Origin of the sequence: Corynebacterium humireducens NBRC 106098 = DSM 45392 (assembly GCF_000819445.1) — a bacterium.
GTDB lineage: Bacteria > Actinomycetota > Actinomycetes > Mycobacteriales > Mycobacteriaceae > Corynebacterium > Corynebacterium humireducens.
Genome location: NZ_CP005286.1, coordinates 1,500,180 through 1,519,959, shown reverse-complemented (window position 1 = coordinate 1,519,959; position 19,780 = coordinate 1,500,180). Strand labels below are relative to the sequence as shown.

The following is a 19,780-nucleotide window of genomic DNA, read 5'->3' as shown; positions in this document are numbered from 1 at the left end:
ATTGGCACGATGGGGGCCATGACAACCTGGCGTGGACGAAGGATCCTGCCCCTCTACGGGGTGCTCGCCGCCCTGGGCACGCTGCTGCTCATCGGCATCCCCTCCGACATCATCCCCACCCCGCTCTTCGGGCGGGAGGTGCCGGTCCGCTGGTGGGAGTACCCGGTGCTCGGCGCCACGGCGCTGCTCACCGGCGCCTGGTTCAGCATCGGCCGCACGGAGGACGCCGCCTGCGCGGTGCCGGAGGAACGTCCCGCCGAACGGGGCACCCTCATGTCGGTGAGCGTGTTCGCCGCGTGGTTCGCGGTCGCCTGTCCGGTGTGCAACAAGATCGTGCTGCTCATCCTGGGCACCTCCGGCGCGATGGGCGTCTGGGCCCCGGCGCAGCCCTACCTGGCGGTGATCTCCCTGGTGGCGCTCACCGCCGCCGTGGTGTGGAAGTGGCGGACGAAGCTCGACGGCTGCGCCCCCGCGCCGGAACGCCCGGCGCTGGTGTCCCGCTGAGCCGCACCTCCCGGGACAGCCACAGGGCCGTCAGGGCCGTCATCAGCACGACGAGGAGGTTGCGTGCCGCCAGCACCGCGATCTCCACGCTGCCGGGGGAGGCCAGCAGCTCGTCGTAGTGGTACGGGTACACGTAGAGCCCGAGCGCGGCCGTCAGGACGGACAGCGCGGCCAGCAGCAGCACCAGGCGGGAGCGCGCCACCGCCAGGCACACCGCCAGCAGCGGACCCACCCACACGAGGTACTGCGGTGAGAACACCTTGTTGGTCACCATGAGCAGCAGGACGAGCAGCAGCAGGAACGCCACCGCCACCCGCGGCCGCCACCGGTCGGCGCGCAGCTGCCACACCGCCCACCCGAGGGCGAGGGCGAGCACCGCGTACAGCGCGACATCCGCCACGCGCACGGCCAGGTCCGTGCCCGGCCCGTGGATCTCATAGCTTCTCGACGCCGCGTAGTCCACCACGTACGCCCCCGGGTCCCCGTGGGCCCGGAGGAGGAAGGGCGTGGCCGCCACCGACTCGATCTGGAGTCCCCGGTCCTCCTGGTAGGTCAGCGGGCTGAGCAGCCTGCCCGGTCCCGAGGTCATCCACGTCACTGCCGCCAACGCCACCAGCGCGAGGGCGAAGGAACCCACCCGCACCCACGTGCCGGACCGTCGGAGCCCGCCCACCAGGCCGGCGGCCAGCACCCCCGGCCACAGCTTCACCGCGGTCGCCGCCGCCAGCACCGCGGCACCCACCGCCGGGCGGGTGAACAGCAGCGCCGCCGCCCCCGCCACGAGGACCCCGGGGAACAGGTCGAGGCGCAGCCACAGCACGTGGCCCGTCGCCAGGCCGAAGAGGACCCAGAACCAGGCGGCGAGGACGCGGCGCTGCCCGCCGCGCAGGAGCAGGAGGGCGAGCACGGCGGCGTCGACAAGCACGTTCATGAGGACGAACCCGACCACGAACGGCACGCCCTCCAGGCCCGTCACCCACCCCAGCAGGCGCACCGGCCACACGCCGGCGTCCGGGTACTCCAGGAGGGCGGTCGGGTCCGCCCCGCTGATTCCGCTGTGGTAGTAGCGGACGTCGCCGAAGGGCATCGGCTCGGCGAGAATGAGACGCAGCAGCACCAGCCGGGAGACGATCCACCCGAGCCACACCGCCGGAACAGAGCGCGTTCTGTGCACGCGACGATCCTATTCCCAGAATCGAAAGAGCGGGGTGATTGGTACGCGGGTGGCGCGGACGCATAAGGTTTCGGGTTGAAACAGGTTATTTGTCGAACAGGAGCAGATCAACTGTGACCACCAACACCACCGGACGTGCGAAGCGCGGCGTCGCGGAACAGTTCAAGGGCGGCGTCATCATGGACGTCGTCAACCCGGAACAGGCACGGATCGCCCAGGAGGCCGGCGCGATCGCCGTCATGGCCCTCGAGCGTGTCCCCGCCGACATCCGCGCCCAGGGCGGCGTCTCCCGCATGTCCGACCCGGACATGATCGACGGCATCATCGCCGCCGTCGACATCCCGGTGATGGCCAAGGCCCGCATCGGCCACTTCGTGGAGGCACAGGTCCTGGAGTCCCTCGGCGTCGACTTCATCGACGAGTCCGAGGTCCTCACCCCGGCCGACTACGCCAACCACATCGACAAGTTCGCCTTCGAGACCCCCTTCGTCTGCGGCGCCACCAACCTCGGCGAGGCACTGCGCCGCATCAACGAGGGTGCCGCCATGATCCGCTCCAAGGGCGAGGCCGGCACCGGTGACGTCTCCAACGCCGTCACCCACATGCGCACCATCCGCGCCGAGATCAACCGCCTCACCTCCATGGCCGAGGACGAGCTCTACGTCGCCGCCAAGGAGCTGCAGGCCCCCTACGAGCTCGTCGTCGAGGTCGCCCGCGAGGGCCGCCTGCCCGTGCCGATGCTCACCGCCGGCGGCATCGCCACCCCGGCCGACGCCGCCATGATGATGCAGCTCGGCGCCGACGGCGTCTTCGTCGGCTCCGGCATCTTCAAGTCCGGCAACCCGGAGCAGCGCGCCCGCGCCATCGTCAAGGCCACCCAGAACTACGACGACCCGAAGGTCATCGCGGAAGTCTCCCGCGGCCTCGGCGAGGCCATGGTCGGCATCAACGTCGACGACATCCCGGTCCCGCACCGCCTCTCCGAGCGCGGCTGGTAGGACGCTTCCCGACGCCGCGGGCGTCGACAAGCACAGCAAAAGGAAGAACCCGCCGTGTCAGGTGACACGGCGGGTTCTTCCCGTCTGTGCAGGCAGATCAGCCGAGGGAGTCGGCGATGGCGTCCGGGTCGTAGGGCGGGCCCATCATGACGAGGACCGTGAAGACCACGGCAATGAGCGCCAGCAGAACCGCGATCGAACGACCCGGGTGACGGACGAACTGGGCCAGGACCTTCTCCGGGAGGGTGCGCGGCTCCTCCCCGGAACCCGCACGGAAACGCCAGCCGCCCTCGAGCAGCTGCTTGCGGTCGGCCCACATCGTGAACGGCCAGGCGGCGAACGGGATGACCGACACACCCATGCCCACCAGGCCCTGCGCGAGGGTCCAGCGGTTGTTCACCCACAGCAGGACCGTGATGGCGATGAAGGTGAGGAAGCCGAAGCCGTGGATGCCGCCGGCGACCGGCACGACAGCCGCGGTGGTGCCGGAGTACTTCAGGATCATGCCGAGAATGAGGAAACCCCAGGTGAACATCTCCAGGGCAGCTGCGAAACGGTGGAACTTGGCGGGAGTGAGGCCCTGCTCAGTGGCGGGCCGGGTCGTCGTCGTCATAATCGTCCAGCCTACCGCCCGGCCAGGGAAACACAATGGTCGCAGGCTCAACCGTCCGGTTGATTTCCGGGAGGTAAGGTTGAGCGACATGAGTGACATCGAGTACATCCTCGGACTGGAACGCATCGACACGGACATCTACCGGGGACCGGCGGCGGAATCGAAACTGCTGCGCACCTTCGGCGGGCAGGTCGCCGCGCAGGCGCTGGTCGCGGCCACCGAGACCGTCGACCCGGGCAGGGATGTCCATTCGCTGCACGGCTACTTCGTGGCGGCAGGCAAGGCGGCCGAGCCCACCGTCTTCCTCGTCGACCGTATCCGGGACGGCCGTTCCTTCTCCTCCCGCCAGGTGCGGGCGGTCCAGGACGGCGAGACGATCTTCTCCATGCAGGTCAGCTTCCACTCGCGTGGCGACGTCGGCCCGGAGCACTCCGACCTCATGCGCACCGTGCCCATGCCGGAGGACGTGCCCACCGACAGCTCCGCGCTGCCCGTCTCCTCGCGTGCCCTGCTGGAGGAGTGGGGTGACTGGGACATCCGCGTCGTCCCGGCCGACTCCTACGAGCACAACAAGTACACCCCCAGCCAGCAGGTGGTGTGGTTCCGTTCCAAGCGCCCGCTGCCCGACGACCCGACCTTCCACGTCTGCACCCTGGCCTACATGTCGGACATGACGCTGCTGTACTCCGCGCTGGTGCCGCACGAGGGGCACAAGGTGCAGATGGCCAGCCTCGACCACGCGATGTGGTTCATGCGCCCCTTCCGTGCCGACGACTGGCTGCTCTACGACCAGGTCTCGCCCTCCGCCCACGCCGGTCGGGCCCTCACCCACGGGCGCATCTTCGACCGTGCCGGCAACCTCGTCGCCATGGTCACGCAGGAGGGGCTCACCCGTTCGCTGCGCGAGGGTGCCCTGTCCGTCCCGGCGACCATTTCGGAGCGCGACTGACGGGGGCTGGTGGTCCGGGGCGGCGACCAGCGTATACTCGGACGGGTCATATCAGCGTGATGCCCCTGCCCACCCCCGCGTTGCCGCTCCCTGGCCGTCCGGACCACGGTTGAGCGCGCGGGGGTTGTCGGGCGGGGCCGAGAGAAAGGGATCTGATGGCAGGCCATTCAAAGTGGGCGACCACCAAGCACAAGAAGGCGGCCAACGACGCCAAGCGCTCCAAGGAGTGGGCGAAGGCGATCAAGGCGATCGAGGTCGCGGCCCGTATCGGCGGCGGTGACCCGGCGGGTAACCCCACGCTGGACGACATGATCCGCAAGGCCAAGAAGGCCTCCGTCCCCAACGACAACATCGAGCGCGCCCGCAAGCGCGGCGCCGGCGAGGAGGCGGGCGGCTCCGACTGGGAGAACATCACCTACGAGGGCTACGGCCCCAACGGTGTGGCGATCCTCATCGAGTGCCTCACCGACAACCGCAACCGCGCCGCCACCGAGGTGCGCACCGCGATGACCAAGAACGGCGGCAACCTGGGCGAGTCCGGTTCCGTCTCGTACATGTTCTCCCGCACGGGCGTCGTGCTCGTCGACAAGGGTGAGCTCACCGAGGACGACGTCCTCATGGCCGTTCTCGACGCCGGCGCCGAGGAGGTCAACGACCTCGACGAGAAGTTCGAGGTCGTCTGCGCTCCGACCGACCTGCAGGCCGTGAAGAAGGCCCTGGAGGAGGCCGACATCACCGTCGACGAGGCCGGACAGGACTTCCGCGCCTCCGTCGAGGTCTCCCTCGACGTCGAGGGAGCGAAGAAGATGATCAAGCTCATCGAGGCCCTCGAGGACGCCGACGACGTCCAGGAGGTCTACACCAACATGGACCTCTCCGACGAGGTCATCGCCGCTCTCGAGGACTAGACGTTCGGACACGTGTGCTATAACTTGGGGGACACTGGCACACGGGTCCCGCGCGGGCCCAGAGAGGCGTTCGAGTGAATCTGACGGGACTGCGCGTGATGGGCATCGACCCGGGTCTGACCCGGTGCGGCCTGTCCGTCGTCCAGGCCGGCCGGGGCCGGGAGGTGCTCCCGGTGGCGGTCGGCGTGGTGCGGACCCCGACGGGGGAGGAGCTGCCGGACCGTCTCCTGCGGCTGTCCAACGCGGTGAACGAGTGGATGGACGACTACCGTCCGGACGTCGTCGCGGTCGAGCGGGTGTTTGAACGCGGCAACGTCTCCACCGTCATCCACACGGCGCACGCCTCGGGGGTCCTCGTGCTCGCCGCCGCCCAGCGCGGGATCCCGGTGCACATGTACACCCCGTCGGAGGTCAAGAAGGCCGTGTCCGGCAACGGCCGCGCCGACAAGCGGCAGATGACCAGCATGATCACCCGCATCCTCGGGCTCTCGGAGCCTCCGAAACCGGCGGACGCCGCCGACGCCCTCGCGCTGGCGGTGTGCCACTGCTGGCGGGCCCCGCTGCTGGCCCGCACCGCCGCCCTGCTCAACTCCGGAGGAGACCCGTCATGATCGCATCTGTCCGTGGCACCGTCATCGGCATCGGCCTGGACCACGCCGTCATCGAGTGCGCCGGCGTCGGCTACCGGGTGGAGGCCACCCCGAACACGCTGGCCACCCTGCGCCGCGGGGAGGAGGCGTTCCTGCTCACCAGCCTCGTCGTGCGCGAGGACGCCCAGACCCTCCACGGTTTCGCCACCGACGAGGACCGCGGCATGTTCCACCTGCTGCAGACCGTCACCGGGCTGGGCCCCCGCCTGGCTGTGGCGTGCCTCTCCGTTTTCGACGCCGGGGAGATCTCCCGGGCGATCGCGGGGGAGGACGCGAAGGGGCTGCAGCGGATCCCGGGCGTCGGCAAGCGGATGGCCGAGAGGCTCATCCTCGAACTCAAGGACAAGGTGGCGGCCTACGTGCCGGCGCCGGAGGAGGCGGGAGAGGACTCCCCGGTGCTGACCCCGGCTGCGGAGACCGTCGCACTCCAGGTCACGGAGGCCCTCATCGGCCTCGGCTTCACGGACCGCGTGGCCGGGCCCGTCGTGGAGGGTGTGCTCGCGGACGCCCCGGACCTCGACACCGCCGCGGCCCTGCGCGCAGCCCTGACCCAGCTCGGCCGGAAGTAGGCGGACGGCGTGAGCGACATGGAACGCACGGAGTTCGCCCTCCCGGAGGACCTGCAGCTCGACCGGGAGGTCGACATGCGGATGCAGCCGGGGGAGCAGGAGTCGGAGACGACCCTTCGTCCCCGCAACCTTGACGAGTTCATCGGCCAGCGCAAGGTGCGTGACCAGCTCTCCCTCGTGCTCACCGGCGCGCGGAACCGCGGGGTCACCCCGGACCACGTCCTCCTGTCCGGTCCTCCGGGACTGGGCAAGACGACGATGGCGATGATCATCGCGCAGGAACTCAACACGAACCTGCGGATGACCTCCGGCCCGGCGCTCGAGCGGGCCGGGGACCTGGCGGCGATGCTCTCCAACCTCATGGAGGGCGACGTCCTGTTCATCGACGAGATCCACCGCATCGCCCGCCCCGCCGAGGAGATGCTCTACATGGCGATGGAGGACTTCCGCATCGACGTCATCGTGGGCAAGGGGCCCGGCGCGACGTCCATCCCGCTGGAACTCCCGCCGTTCACGCTGGTCGCGGCGACGACCCGCTCCGGCATGCTCACCGGCCCGCTGCGTGACCGCTTCGGTTTCACCGCGCAGATGGAGTTCTACGACGTCGACGACCTCACCCGCGTGGTCACCCGCGCCGCCCGCATCCTCGACGTCACCATGGACGCCGACGCCGCCGTGGAGATCGCCTCCCGGTCACGCGGCACACCGCGCATCGCCAACCGTCTGCTGCGGCGTGTCCGTGACTTCGCGGAGGTCAACGCCGACGGCCACATCAACCTGCCCGCCGCCCAGGGGGCGCTGGAGGTCTTCGACGTCGACGAGCTCGGCCTCGACCGCCTCGACCGTTCCGTGCTCAACGCCCTCATCCGCGGGCACGGCGGCGGGCCGGTCGGTGTGAACACCCTCGCCATCGCCGTCGGTGAGGAACCCGGCACCGTCGAGGAGGTCTGCGAGCCCTATCTGGTGCGCGCCGGACTCATCGCGCGGACCGGACGGGGACGTGTCGCCACCGCCGCCGCCTGGCGTCACCTCGGGCTGGAGCCACCAGAGGGCGCACTCGGCCAGTTCTGACGGGCACCGGCGCGGTTCCCAGGTGGAACGGGGCCCGGGGAATCTGGCACACTTGCTCACCATGGACCTACTTCTTCTCCTCCTGGTGATCGCCGTCTTCATCCTGCCGTCCTTCCTCATGATGCGCAGCCAGCGTCGACGTCAGGCCGAACTGCAGACCATGCAGTCCGCGCTGGGTGCCGGCGACCGTGTCGTCACTGTCGCGGGCATCCACGGCACGATCGTCACCGCCCGTGAGACCCAGGTCGAGGTCGAGATCGCCCCCGGCGTCGTGGTCACCATGGACCGCATCGCCATCATGCGGCAGGCCACCCCGGAGGACCTCGGTGCCGTCACCGGCACCACCCCGGCCCCGGGCGGGCAGATCGGCTACCAGCACCCGGAGCAGCAGCACCCGGAGAACAGGACCGACTACCCGGATTTCCCGGACCACCCGGAGAACCGCTAGCCGCACTGACCGGATCGGCCCGGCCCGTTCCGCGCGCACCCCCTCACCCGCCGTCCCTCCCGGGGCCGGCGGGTGAGGTGTTTCCGCAGGGAACTTGCCGGGGCCGCACACGGACAGTTCCGGGGGGATGACGTAGCATGATCGGTTGTGCACCTGCCGCCGCCTGTCGGTCGGCAGGTGGGAGTTTTGGTAGCAACACAGATGGAGAACCGCATTGTCCGTCACAACCCGACGCGAAAAGCCGGGGGCCCAACGGGCCTGGCCGAAGCGCGCGCTCGCGCTGTTCGCCCTCATTCTCGCTGTGGTCTGGGCGCTGGTCCTGTTCACGGGTGACCGGCAGGCGAGCCCGAAGCTGGGCATCGACCTGCAGGGCGGCACCCGCGTGACGCTCGTCCCGCAGGGGCAGGAGCCGACCGCGGACCAGCTCGCGCAGGCCCGCACGATCCTGGAGAACCGTGTCAACGGCATGGGTGTCTCGGGTGCCAGCGTCGTCACCGACGGCAACACCCTGGTGATCACGGTGCCGGGCGAGGACACCTCGCAGGCGCGTTCCGTGGGTCAGACCTCCCAGCTGCTGTTCCGCCCGGTCGAGTTCCCCGCGAACCCGGACAATGAGGCGCTGACCGGCACCCTGGGGGAGATGGCCAACCGCTGGGTCGAGCTCGGCGTGGTGACGAAGGAGGAGGCGGAGTCCTCCATGCGACTCATCCTCGATGCCTTCAACCAGCAGCTGCCGGAGGGCACCGACCCGGTGGAGGCACCGGAGGTCACGGCCACGCCGCTGCCGGAGCCGGCGAACTCGATCGAGGCGACGGAGCGTCGTCAGCAGATCACCGACCAGCTGCGCGCCGACCGTCAGTCGACGGACCCGACCGTCCAGGCGGCGGCCACCACCCTGCTGCGCTGTGACTCGGAGACCGACCCGCTGGCCGGCTCCGATGAGCCGCACCTGCCGCTGGTGACCTGTGACGCAGGTTCCGGCCAGGTCTACCTCCTGGGTCCGGCCCCGCTGCTGTCGGGCGTGACCGACGAGGACGGCCCGCGACTGACCGGCAACGAGATCGACACCTCGCGTGCCATCACCGGTGGTTTCAACCCGCAGTCCGGTCAGATGGAGATCAACTTCGCCTTCAAGACCGACGGCCCGAACTCCGGTTCCCAGACCTGGGCCGAGCTGACCCAGCAGTACCTGCAGCAGCAGGTCGCCATCACCCTGGACTCGCGCATCATCTCGGCGCCGGTCATCCAGTCGGCGACGCCCTTCGGCTCGGGTACGTCCATCACGGGCAGCTTCACGCAGGAGGAGGCCGCGGAGCTGGCCAACAACCTGCGCTACGGTGCGCTGCCGCTGTCCTTCGCCGGTGAGGACGGGGAGCCGGGCGGCACCGCCCAGTCCGTCCCCGCGTCCCTGGGTGTCGCCTCCCTGCAGGCCGGCCTCATCGCCGGCGTGGTCGGTCTCATCCTGGTGGCGATCTTCGTGTTCGCCTACTACCGCCTCTTCGGCTTCATCTCCCTGGTGACGCTGTTCACCGCGGGTCTGCTGGTCTACGGTTCCCTCATCCTGCTGGGCCGCTGGATCGGCTACTCGCTGGACCTGTCCGGTGTCGCCGGCCTGATCATCGGTATCGGCACCACGGCCGACTCCTTCGTCGTGTTCTACGAGCGCGTCAAGGATGAGGTCCGTGAGGGCCGTACCTTCCGTTCCGCCGCCCAGCACGGTTGGGACCGTGCGAAGCGCACCATCGTCACGGGCAACATGGTCACCCTCATCGGTGCCGTGGTCATCTACTTCCTCGCCGTCGGCGAGGTCAAGGGCTTCGCGTTCACGCTGGGCCTGACCACGGTCTTCGACCTGGTGGTGACCTTCCTGGTGACCGCCCCGCTCATGCTGCTGGCGGCGCGCAAGCCGTTCTTCGCCAAGCCCTCCGTCAACGGCATGGGCAAGGTCTTCGAGCTGGCGGCGCAGAATCGTCGGGAAGCACGCGACACCACCGCCCCGGCCCTCGTGGCCACCGCATCCACGGAGGAGAAGTAGATGAGCAAGGGCACGTTCAGCCGTCTGTACACCGGTGAGGGCGGCGTCGACTTCATCGGCCGTTCCCGTCTCTGGTACTGGATCACCGCAGCGCTGCTGGTCGTCTCGATCGCGGCGATCGGCATCCGCGGTTTCGACCTCAGCATCGACTTCGAGGGCGGCACCAAGATGAACATGCCGGCCGCGGAACTCACGGTCGACGAGGTCGAGGAGACCTTCGTCGACGCCACCGGCGTCACCCCGACCCTCACCCAGATCGTCGGTGCCGGTGACTCCCGCATCCTGGAGATCAACTCCGAGCGCCTGACCACCGAGCAGGTCGACGCCGCCCGCGCCGCGATCTTCGAGGAGCACCAGCCGCTCGACGCGCAGGGCCGCCCCTCGCCGGACGCGATCGGTGACTCCACCGTCTCCGAGTCGTGGGGCTCGACGATCACCAAGCGCATGCTCATCGCGATGGCCGTGTTCCTCGGCCTGGCGTTCCTCTACATCGCCTTCCGCCTGGAGAAGGAGATGGCGGCGGCCGCCATGCTCGCGCTGCTTGTCGACGGCATCCTCATCGCCGGCATCTACGCCCTCTTCGGCTTCGAGGTGTCCCCGGCGTCCGTCATCGGTCTGCTCACGGTGCTGTCCTTCTCGATCTACGACACGGTCATCGTGTTCGACAAGGTCCGTGAGAACACGGCCGGCTACCTCAGTTCCCGACGCTCCACGTACGGGGAGGAGGCGAACCTGGCGGTCAACCAGACCGTCATGCGTTCCATCTCGACCTCCGTCATCTCCGCCCTGCCGATCGTCGCCCTGATGATCGTCGCGGTGTGGCTGATGGGCGTCGGCACGCTCAAGGACCTGGCGCTCATCCAGCTCATCGGCGTCGTCGAGGGCATCTTCTCCTCGATCTTCCTGGCCACCCCGATCCTGGTGGGCCTGATGAACCGCCGCAAGGACACGAAGCGGCACAACCAGGAGGTCGCGGACTACCGTGCCGGCCGCTCCGGGGAGGCCGGGGAGGACGGAGCGCTTGTCGACGCCGCCCCCGCGACCCCGCACCGCACGGTGTCCGGCCCGGACGCCCCCGGCGTGGGCAGCACCTGGCGCCCCGACCGGCGCTGACCCCCGGGTTCGGGGTGGGAAACCCCGGTCCACCGCCTATAATGTGCAGTTCAGCATCCGGTGTTGGGCCGGGGGACGGAAAGTAGGCGAGACGTGGCGATTCGGCAGTTGGTGGGGGTGACGGTCGCCGTGCTCACCACGCTCAGCCTGGTGGCCTGCTCCGGTGGGCCCGCGGACGGGACGGGGGAGGAACCGGCGGCGGTGCAGAGCACCGACTTCTTCGGTTACCTGGTGGACACGCCGCTGCTCACGACGAACGCCGGCAGCGAGGTGGGGTCTTCCTCGAACACGGAGGCGTTGTCGGGGCGTCTGTACCCGGCGGTCTTCGTGCCCGGCCCCTCCGGGCAGATGATCCCCAACACCGACCTGGTCACCACGCAGGTGCTGCCGGGCGCCAACCGGCAGGTCGTGTACACCCTGACGGAGAACGCCCGTTACTCGGACGGCGTGCCCGTCACCTGCACGGACTTCCTCCTCCACTACAAGGCCGGGGTCCACGCCGGGCTCTTCGGCTCCCACCTCCCGCAGACCCGTGAGGTGCTGCGACTGGACTGTGAGCCGGGGCAGAAGCGTTTCACCGTGGTGTTCAACGAGAACTCGGGTGGCCGTTGGCGGCACCTCTTCGGCCCCGGCACGGTGCTGCCCTCCCATGCGGTGGCGGCGAAGGCGGGGCTCAGCGAGCACGAGCTGCACACCGCCCTGGCCACGGATGACTGGGTCACCCTCTCTGAGGTCGCGCCGGTGTGGCGGGACGGCTTCGACCTGGACGCCTTCGACCCGCAGCTGCAGGTGACGTCCGGCCCCTTCGTCATCGACAGGGTGGGGGAGCAGGGCGAGGTGGTCCTCGTCCCCAACGAGCACTACTACGGTGACGCCCCGAACCTGCGGACCATCGTGGTGTGGCCCGGCGGCACCGACCCGCGGCAGCTCGACGAGGCCGGTGCGCTCCGCATCGCCGACATCCGCCGTGGTCAGCAGGACTTCGTCGACCGGGATGACCCGACCAACACGCTGACCATCGAGGAACGCGTCGGCGACCTCACCGACACCCTGGTCCTCGCCAACGCCGGGGTCCTGGGCAGTCCGTGGGCCCGGCAGGCCTTCGCCGCGTGCGTCGATCAGCGGGCCGTCGCTGCGGAGTCCTCGCGGGTGAGTGGCATCGAGGTGCCGCCCGTCGGCCTGCACTCCCTGCAGCACAACGACCCTCTGGCCCCGCTGCTCGCCGACGTGGCGGAGGGCCACCTGGGCACGGACCTCACCCGCGCCCAGGGACTGTGGGGCACCACCGTGCGCATCGGCTACGCCGGCCCCAACGAGCGGAAGGCGGCGATGGTCGAGGCCATCCGCGCCTCCTGCGAACCGGCGGGCGTCACGGTCGTCGACGCCTCCGCGGAGGCCGGTACCCTGGCGGACCTCTCCCGTCTGGTCACGGGACAGTGGGGCGGGCAGGTCCTGCGCGAGGGGACCCTCGACGCGGTGCTTCTCGCGGTGGATCCGCTGGCGGAGGTCGGTTCGGCGTCGGCCCGCGCGAATGCGTTGGCGGACCTCCGGGCGGAGGAGGAGAAGCTCTGGGAAGAGGTGCCGGGCATCCCCCTGTCCGCCCAGCCCCGCCGATTCGTGATCGACCGCACAGTGGGTAACGTAGTGGTGTACACAGGTATGGCCGGTATCGGCTGGAACATGGACCGATGGCTAAGCGAGGACGACGGTGGCTCAGCAGACGCAGACGAGTAGATACGGCAGCGCCCGCGAGGCGCTCGCCGCCCGCATCCGTTACGTGCAGGACTGGCCGGCGGAAGGGGTTCTCTTCGAGGACCTCACCCCGGTGCTCGCCGACGCCGACGCGTTCCAGCTCGTCGTCGATGAGCTCGCCGACGCCTGCGAGCGCCTCGGCGCCCAGATGATCGGCGGGCTCGACGCCCGCGGCTTCCTCCTGGGCTCGGCCGTCGCCTACAAGCTGGGCCTCGGCATCCTGGCGATCCGGAAGAAGGGCAAGCTGCCGCCGCCGGTCGTCAGCGAGGAGTACGCCCTCGAGTACGGCAGCGCCGCGCTGGAGGTCCCCGCCGACGGGCAGGAACTGGAGGGCCTCAGGATCGTGCTTGTCGACGACGTCCTGGCCACCGGCGGCACCCTCGTCGCCGCCCGCAGCCTCATCGAGCAGTGCGGTGGCGAGGTCGTCGGCAATGTCGTGGTCCTGGAGGTGGCGGAACTCGGTGGGCGCGAGCGCCTGGCGGATCTGCCGTTGGTGGTGATCAACGAATGACCGACCGTTCCCGCCAGCGTTCCAACGTCGGCGTGCGCAGCATGTCCGCCCGGCTGGCCCGGTCGCTGACCGGCAGCCGGGTGAAGACGAACCCGGTGCTCGACCCGCTGCTGTCCATCCACCGGCAGTTCCACCCGCGTGCCGACGCCGAGCTGCTCTCCCGCGCCTACGAGCTCGCGGAGACGCTCCACGAGGGGGTGTTCCGCAAGTCCGGGGACCCCTACATCACGCATCCGCTGGCGGTGGCGACCATCGCCGCGGAGATCGGCATGGACACCACCACGCTGGTGGCGGCCCTGCTGCACGACACCGTCGAGGACACCGACTACTCCCTGGAGCAGCTCACCGACGACTTCGGCTCGGAGGTGGCCCGTCTCGTCGACGGCGTGACCAAGCTCGACAAGGTCGCCCTCGGGGCGGCGGCGGAGGCGGAGACCATCCGCAAGATGATCGTCGCGATGGCGCAGGACCCGCGCGTCCTGGTGATCAAGGTCGCCGACCGTCTGCACAACATGCGGACCATGCGTTTCCTCCCGCCGGAGAAGCAGGCGAAGAAGGCACGGCAGACCCTCGAGGTCATCGCCCCGCTGGCGCACCGCCTGGGCATGGCGAGTGTCAAGTGGGAGCTGGAGGACCTGTCCTTCGCCATCCTCTACCCGAAGAAGTACGACGAGATCGTCCGGCTCGTGGCCGACCGCGCCCCCTCCCGGGACCGTGCGCTCAAGGAGATCGTCACCCAGGTGACCACGGCCCTGCGCGAGAACAACATCGACGCCGAGGTCATGGGACGCCCGAAGCACTACTGGTCGATCTACCAGAAGATGATCGTCCGGGGCCGCGACTTCGACGAGATCTTCGACCTCGTGGGCATCCGCATCCTGGTGGACAACGTCAACAACTGCTACGCCGCCATCGGTGTCGTCCACTCCCTGTACTCGGCGCTGCCGGGACGTTTCAAGGACTACATCTCCTCGCCGCGCTTCGGCGTCTACCAGTCGCTGCACACCACGGTCATGGCTCTGCAGGGTCGCCCGCTGGAGGTGCAGGTGCGCACCCACGAGATGCACTACAACGCGGAGTTCGGCGTCGCCGCGCACTGGCGCTACAAGGAGTCGAAGGGCTCCCACAAGGGCGACCGCGACGAGGTCGACCAGATGGCGTGGATGCGTCAGCTGCTCGACTGGCAGAAGGAGGCCGCGGACCCCAACGAGTTCCTCGACTCCCTGCGCTACGACCTCACGGCCAAGCAGATCTTCGTGTTCACCCCCAAGGGTGACGTGGTCAACCTGCCGGCCGAGTCCACGCCGGTGGACTTCGCCTACGCGGTGCACACCGAGGTCGGCCACCGCTGCATCGGCGCCAAGGTCAACGGCAAGCTCGTGGCCCTGGAGTCCACGCTGAAGTCCGGCGACCGCGTCGAGGTGTTCACCTCCAAGGACCAGAACGCCGGGCCCTCCCGTGACTGGCAGGACTTCGTGGTCTCGCCGCGGGCGAAGGCGAAGATCCGGCAGTGGTTCGCCAAGGAGCGCCGCGAGGAGCACCTCGAGGCCGGCCGCGACGCCCTCGCCGCGGAGGTCCAGCGCGGCGGCCTGCCGATGCACCGCCTGTTCACCGCGCAGTCGATGAAGACGGTGGCCACGCAGCTGCACTACCCGGACGTCGACGCCCTGTACACGGCCATCGGCGCGGGCAGCGTGTCAGCCCACCACGTGGCGAACCAGCTCATGGCCGCGTTCGGCGACCAGGATGACGCCGTCGACGCGCTGGCCGCCCGCACCCCGATCTCGGAGATCATCAGCTCCCGGGCCCGGGCGACGGATTCCGAGTCCGGCACCGGCGTGCTCGTCGAGGGCAGCCCGGACGTCATGGCGAAGATGGCCAAGTGCTGCCAGCCGGTGCCCGGCGACGAGATTTTCGGTTTCGTCACCCGCGGCGGGGGAGTGTCGGTGCACCGCGCCGACTGCACCAACGCCGAGAAGCTGCGCACCGAGCCGGAACGCCTCATCGACGTCGCGTGGGCGACCTCCGGGGCCGCGGGCGGGGCCTTCGCCGCGACCCTCCAGATGGAGGCGCTTGACCGGCAGGGCCTGCTCTTCGAGATCACCCGCGTGTTCAGTGACCAGAAGCTGTCGGTGATGTCGATGAACTCGCACGCCTCGGACGACCATGTCGCGACGATCCGGATGACGTTCTCGGTCTCGGACACCAAGCAGCTGGGGCAGTTGCTCACGACGCTGCGTAACACGGAGGGCGTGTTCGACGTCTACCGCGTCACCGCCTGACAGGCCGCGAGACGGTTGTTTCACCTCCGTCACACCACCCTCACGAGTGCTCACACTTGTGGGGGTGGTACGACGTTAAGGGATAGTGACGCCGGTTAATAGTGTGACCACATCGGGTGACCGGAGGGTTAATTCTGGGGCCAGGGGACATGAACCCGCAGGTAGTCGCCAATTCTCATCGTGTGCGTAGCTCATTGTCAGGTTAGAACTATTCCTGATCCGCTATTTGACGATTTACAGGAGTTCTCCCGTGTCTCTCCGTCGTTTCGGCCGCTTCCTCGCAGCCACGACCACCGCCGCCCTCGCCCTCTCCCTCGCTCCGGCCGCCCTGGCCCAGGACAACACCGTCGAGTTCTCGGTGTCCAACATCACCGACTTCCACGGCCGTCTCGCGGAGGATGACTACAACAAGGAGATGGGCGCCGCACTCATCGCCGGCCTCAACAACACGATCAACGGTGACGAGAACGTCTTCACCACCTCCGGTGACAACGTCGGTGGTTCCGCGTTCATCTCCGCGATCACCGACGACGAGTACACCATCGACTTCCTCAACGCCGCCGGAGTCGAGGCCTCCGCAGTGGGCAACCACGAGTTCGACCAGGGCCAGGACGACCTCCTGAACCGCATCATCCCGAACTCCGACTTCCCGATCCTCGGCGCCAACGTCTACAAGGAGGACGACACCCGTCTCCTGAACGCGTCCACCGTCATCGAGAAGAACGGCGTGAAGATCGGCTTCGTCGGCACCGTCGCCACCACCACCGCCGACAAGGTCTCTCCGGCCGGCATCGCGGGCCTGGAGTTCCGTGACCCGATCGCCGAGACCAACGCCGAGGCGCAGCGCCTGAAGGACTCCGGCGAGGCCGACGTCGTCATCGCCCTGTTCCACGAGGACGCCGCCCGCTACGTCGACGGCTTCGACGAGACCTACGTCGACTTCCTCTTCGGTGGTGACTCCCACCAGCAGTACGCCGTCGCCGACGCGCCGCTCCCGTACGCTCAGTCCCTGGAGTACGGCAAGGTCCTCACCGACGTCGACTTCACCTTCAACACCGACACCAAGACCATCGACAGCATCGCCATCAAGCAGTACGACTACGCTGCGGTCGAGGAACTCGGAATCGAAGAGGATCCGGAAGTGGCTCAGATCGTCGCCGAGGCCAAGGCCCAGGCCGACGTCATCGGCGAGGAAGTCATCGCCACCATCGACAACTCCTTCTACCGCGGCTCCAACGCCGATGCGGACGCGGGATCGAACCGCGGTGTCGAGTCAACCCTCAACCACCTGATCGCCGAGGCACAGCGTGCCTCCCTCGGTGCCCTCCTGGGCCAGGAGATCCAGATCGGCTTCATGAACGCCGGCGGCGTCCGCGCGGATCTGCCGGCCGGCGAGGTCACCTACGCCGACGTGGTCACCATCCAGCCGTTCGGCAACGAGGTCTCGGTCGCCACGATGACCGGACAGGCCGTCCTGGACACCCTGGAGAACCAGTGGAAGCCCGGCGGCGAGCGTCCGCGCCTGGCGCTGGGTGTCTCCGAGGGCTTCACCTACACCTACGACCCGGCTGCCGAGCAGGGCGAGCGGATCATCGACGCCCGCCTGAACGGCGAGCCGATCGATCCGAACGCCGACTACACCGTCGCCGCCTCCACCTTCCTCTTCGAGGGTGGTGACGGCCTGATCAACCCGGACGATGTCCGCAACATCAACCTGGTCGGCTACATGGACGTCCAGGCTCTCATCGACTACCTGAAGGCCAACGAGTCCGTCGAGCCGCGCCTCAAGCAGTCCGACATCGCTGTCACCGTCGAGGAGGGCGAGCTCGTTACCGGCGAGACCGTCACCCTGAACCTGGCCTCCCTGAACTACTCCACCGCCGGCGAGCCGATCGCCGAGAACGTCACCGTGGCGCTGGGCACCACCGAGGTCACCGCGGCGATCGACAACGACTTCTCCCAGATCACCACCGGTCTGGGCGAGCACGGCACCGCCACCGTGGAACTGGTTGTTCCCGAGGGTGAGTGGACCCTCGCCGACCTGGTCATCACCACGGACGCTAAGCAGGTTGCCGCCCCGACCCCGCCGGCTGACAAGAATGGCGGTTCCGCCGAGTCGTCCTTCGGTTCCGCCAAGTCCTCCCTGGGCTCCGCCAAGTCCTCCCTCTCCTCCGTCGGCAGCTCCCGCTAGTTCCAGCAGCCGCCGACACGCACCGGCCGGGCCCCGCATCACGCGGGGCCCGGCCTTCGCCGTCTCCCCGGCACTACGGTGGAGCGTGTGGAACGCTTCTTGGAGGAACTGCTCATCGAGCCGTGGCGCATCCCCGTCATCATCGCCACCGCGACCGGCATCTACCTGGGGTTCATGCTGCTGGCCAAGCTCTTCGGCTCGCGGGTGCTCATGGCGATGACCGCCTCGGACGCGGTGGTGGTCATCATGTTCGGCGCTGTAGCCGGGCGTGTCATCATCGGCCATCCGCCTACGCTGGTCGCCGGGCTCATCGGCCTGGCGACGCTCATGGTGCTGGAGGCGGCGTTCGGCATGCTCCGGCGTTTCACCGGGTGGGGGAGGGTGCTGAGCAGACGCCCGGTCCTCGTCGTCTCGGAGGGGCAGATGCTTGTCGACGCCATGCGTTCCGCCCATCTCAGCCGCACCGACGTCTACACCGCGGTGCGGCGCGCCGGCCTCGCCTCGCTGGAGCAGGTGCAGGCGATGGTGCTGGAGCCGACGGGCACGATGTCGGTGATCCGCACCGGCCAGCCTTTCGACCCGGTGGTGCTCCGCGGGGTCGACGGGTACTGAATCGTCACGGGCCGCCCTCCCGCGTGGGGAGGACGGCCCGGTGAACTGGTGTCAGAGCGTGAAGCTTAGCGGCCCAGACGGTCGATGAAGACGAAGGCGGTGGACAGAGCGCCGATGATCGCGGTGAAGACGGCGACCCACTCGCGGATCTCCTTCGGGTCGGAGGAGAGGGAGTCCTCGTCATCGCCGGTGGAGGAGGAGCCGAGGAAGTCGGCGGAGCCCTCCGGAGCCTGGGTGACGGTGGCAGTCGCGGTGGTGGTGGCGGTGGTGGTCGTGCCGGCACCATTCTCCTCAGCGAAAGCCGGGGCGGACAGGCCGGCGGTGGTCAGGGCGACGGTGGTGGCAACGGCGGCAAGAGCCTTGCGGGAGAAGAGCTTCATGGGGATACCAGTTCCTAGTGCAGGTGACTACAGATGAACAATGCTCACCTTATCTGGCGCTGTGAAGAGTCGCAACAACTTGTGGGAAACAGCAAACCCTCCCTCCCGGAGGTTGTGAATCCGGGAGGGAGGGCGCGTCGATAAGCGGTGTGACGGGTGTCTATCCGAGGGTGGCGGTCTCGATGCGGACCTCCTCGGCGGGGGCACCGTCGGCGGCGCCGCCCTCGACACCGGCCTCGGCGATCTGGTCGAGGGTGGCCAGGCCCTCCTCGGAGATCTGACCGAAGTAGGTGTAGTCCGGGGCCAGCGGGGAGTCCTGGTAGTTCAGGAAGAACTGGGAGCCGTTGGTGTCCGCGCCGGCGTTGGCCATGGCGATGGAGCCGCGCGGGTAGATCACCGGGGAGGTGGCCGGGCCCTCGAGCTCATCGGTCGGGTACTCGTTGGCGAACTGGAAGCCGGGGCCGCCGGCACCGGTGCCGGACGGGTCGCCGCACTGCAGGACGTGGATGCCGGAGGTGGTCAGGCGGTGGCAGACGGTGTCGTCGTAGTAGCCCTCGGCCGCGAAGTGCTCGATGGCGTTGACGGTGCACGGGGCGACGGAGCGGTCGAGCTCCATGCCGATCGGGCCCTGGCCGGTGGTGAGGGTGACGTTGACGGTGCCGGTGGTGGGGATGTTCTCGGTGCCCGGGGCGGAGATCTCGCGGGCGGGCTCGCCGGCCTCGGGGTACTCGCAGGTGACGGTCTCCGGGAGGGCGGTGGCGCGGGTCATGGCCAGCGGCTCCATGGTCGGGGTCTCCGTGGTGGTGGTCTCCTCGGAGGCGGTGACCTCCTCGCCGGTGTCCCGGGTGGCGAGGAACCAGATGCCACCGACGATCGCGAGGATCACCACGGCGGCCGCCAGACCGATCTTGAGGGGGCGGGACTTCTCGGCGCGGTCGCGGGATTTCAGTTCGCGGTCAAGCTGGGCGAGGGCGTCCTCGCCGCGTTTCCTGTTGTCGGTCACCGGTGACTCTTCCTGAC

The 19,780-nt window shown here is 68.9% G+C and carries 19 protein-coding genes; 15 read left to right on the top strand and 4 right to left on the bottom strand.

Translation table 11 applies throughout. The features are described 5' to 3' along the window. Nucleotides 1–18: 18 nt before the first annotated feature. On the top strand, nucleotides 19–504 hold the full coding sequence (locus B842_RS07555; protein ID WP_245631346.1) for a hypothetical protein: 486 nt from the start codon (nucleotides 19–21) through the stop codon (nucleotides 502–504). Here B842_RS07555 and B842_RS07550 read toward each other — a convergent pair. Then, nucleotides 419–1,678 (bottom strand): DUF2029 domain-containing protein, encoded by a 1,260-nt coding sequence (locus B842_RS07550; RefSeq protein ID WP_156119472.1) that lies wholly within the window; start codon nucleotides 1,676–1,678, stop codon nucleotides 419–421. The genes B842_RS07555 and B842_RS07550 overlap by 86 nt on opposite strands. Before the next feature lie 89 nt (nucleotides 1,679–1,767). Between B842_RS07550 and pdxS the strand changes: the two genes are divergently transcribed. Further along, nucleotides 1,768–2,676, top strand: a complete 909-nt coding sequence (pdxS, locus tag B842_RS07545; RefSeq protein WP_040085974.1) for a pyridoxal 5'-phosphate synthase lyase subunit PdxS — start codon at nucleotides 1,768–1,770, stop codon at nucleotides 2,674–2,676. A 97-nt stretch (nucleotides 2,677–2,773) separates the two neighbouring features. On the opposite strand, the gene B842_RS07540 is transcribed toward pdxS, so the two are convergent. After that, nucleotides 2,774–3,289, bottom strand: coding sequence for a DUF3817 domain-containing protein (locus tag B842_RS07540; protein ID WP_040085973.1), 516 nt, complete (start codon nucleotides 3,287–3,289; stop codon nucleotides 2,774–2,776). An 88-nt stretch (nucleotides 3,290–3,377) separates the two neighbouring features. On the opposite strand from B842_RS07540, the gene B842_RS07535 reads away from it, so the two are divergent. From B842_RS07535 to B842_RS07475, 13 genes are all read left to right on the top strand, one after another. Continuing rightward, on the top strand, nucleotides 3,378–4,238 hold the full coding sequence (locus B842_RS07535) for an acyl-CoA thioesterase (protein ID WP_040085972.1): 861 nt from the start codon (nucleotides 3,378–3,380) through the stop codon (nucleotides 4,236–4,238). Nucleotides 4,239–4,393: 155 nt separating this feature from the next. Then, complete coding sequence (locus tag B842_RS07530; protein ID WP_040085971.1) at nucleotides 4,394–5,146, top strand: YebC/PmpR family DNA-binding transcriptional regulator; 753 nt, start codon at nucleotides 4,394–4,396, stop codon at nucleotides 5,144–5,146. A 74-nt stretch (nucleotides 5,147–5,220) separates the two neighbouring features. Then, complete coding sequence (gene ruvC / locus B842_RS07525) at nucleotides 5,221–5,757, top strand: crossover junction endodeoxyribonuclease RuvC (protein ID WP_211257051.1); 537 nt, start codon at nucleotides 5,221–5,223, stop codon at nucleotides 5,755–5,757. After that, nucleotides 5,754–6,365: a Holliday junction branch migration protein RuvA gene (ruvA, locus tag B842_RS07520; protein ID WP_040085969.1), complete on the top strand. Its 612-nt coding sequence runs from the start codon at nucleotides 5,754–5,756 to the stop codon at nucleotides 6,363–6,365. Before ruvC ends, ruvA begins: the two co-directional genes overlap by 4 nt. Before the next feature lie 9 nt (nucleotides 6,366–6,374). After that, nucleotides 6,375–7,436: a Holliday junction branch migration DNA helicase RuvB gene (gene ruvB, locus B842_RS07515; RefSeq protein WP_040085968.1), complete on the top strand. Its 1,062-nt coding sequence runs from the start codon at nucleotides 6,375–6,377 to the stop codon at nucleotides 7,434–7,436. A 61-nt stretch (nucleotides 7,437–7,497) separates the two neighbouring features. Further along, entirely contained in the window at nucleotides 7,498–7,884 is a 387-nt protein-coding gene (yajC, locus tag B842_RS13450; protein ID WP_082028497.1) for a preprotein translocase subunit YajC, read from the top strand. A gap of 214 nt (nucleotides 7,885–8,098) precedes the next feature. Next, nucleotides 8,099–9,919, top strand: coding sequence for a protein translocase subunit SecD (gene secD / locus B842_RS07505; RefSeq protein ID WP_040085967.1), 1,821 nt, complete (start codon nucleotides 8,099–8,101; stop codon nucleotides 9,917–9,919). Beyond that, nucleotides 9,920–11,032, top strand: coding sequence for a protein translocase subunit SecF (gene secF / locus B842_RS07500; protein WP_040085966.1), 1,113 nt, complete (start codon nucleotides 9,920–9,922; stop codon nucleotides 11,030–11,032). Between the two features lie 93 nt (nucleotides 11,033–11,125). Next, entirely contained in the window at nucleotides 11,126–12,766 is a 1,641-nt protein-coding gene (locus B842_RS07495) for an ABC transporter substrate-binding protein (protein ID WP_169744856.1), read from the top strand. Beyond that, nucleotides 12,741–13,295, top strand: coding sequence for an adenine phosphoribosyltransferase (locus B842_RS07490; protein ID WP_040085965.1), 555 nt, complete (start codon nucleotides 12,741–12,743; stop codon nucleotides 13,293–13,295). Before B842_RS07495 ends, B842_RS07490 begins: the two co-directional genes overlap by 26 nt. Next, entirely contained in the window at nucleotides 13,292–15,577 is a 2,286-nt protein-coding gene (locus B842_RS07485; protein WP_040085964.1) for a RelA/SpoT family protein, read from the top strand. The genes B842_RS07490 and B842_RS07485 overlap by 4 nt, the downstream gene beginning before the upstream one ends. Nucleotides 15,578–15,827: 250 nt before the next feature. After that, complete coding sequence (locus B842_RS07480) at nucleotides 15,828–17,768, top strand: bifunctional metallophosphatase/5'-nucleotidase (RefSeq protein ID WP_052437812.1); 1,941 nt, start codon at nucleotides 15,828–15,830, stop codon at nucleotides 17,766–17,768. Nucleotides 17,769–17,846: 78 nt separating this feature from the next. Further along, nucleotides 17,847–18,380, top strand: coding sequence for a DUF421 domain-containing protein (locus tag B842_RS07475; RefSeq protein WP_040085963.1), 534 nt, complete (start codon nucleotides 17,847–17,849; stop codon nucleotides 18,378–18,380). Nucleotides 18,381–18,445: 65 nt separating this feature from the next. Here the strand turns inward: B842_RS07475 and B842_RS07470 are convergent, their stop codons facing one another. Beyond that, nucleotides 18,446–18,760, bottom strand: a complete 315-nt coding sequence (locus tag B842_RS07470) for a hypothetical protein (protein ID WP_040085962.1) — start codon at nucleotides 18,758–18,760, stop codon at nucleotides 18,446–18,448. Between the two features lie 160 nt (nucleotides 18,761–18,920). After that, nucleotides 18,921–19,763 carry a peptidylprolyl isomerase gene (locus B842_RS07465; protein WP_040085961.1) on the bottom strand — a complete coding sequence of 281 codons (843 nt, stop codon included), beginning with the start codon at nucleotides 19,761–19,763 and terminating at the stop codon, nucleotides 18,921–18,923. Nucleotides 19,764–19,780 lie beyond the last annotated feature (17 nt).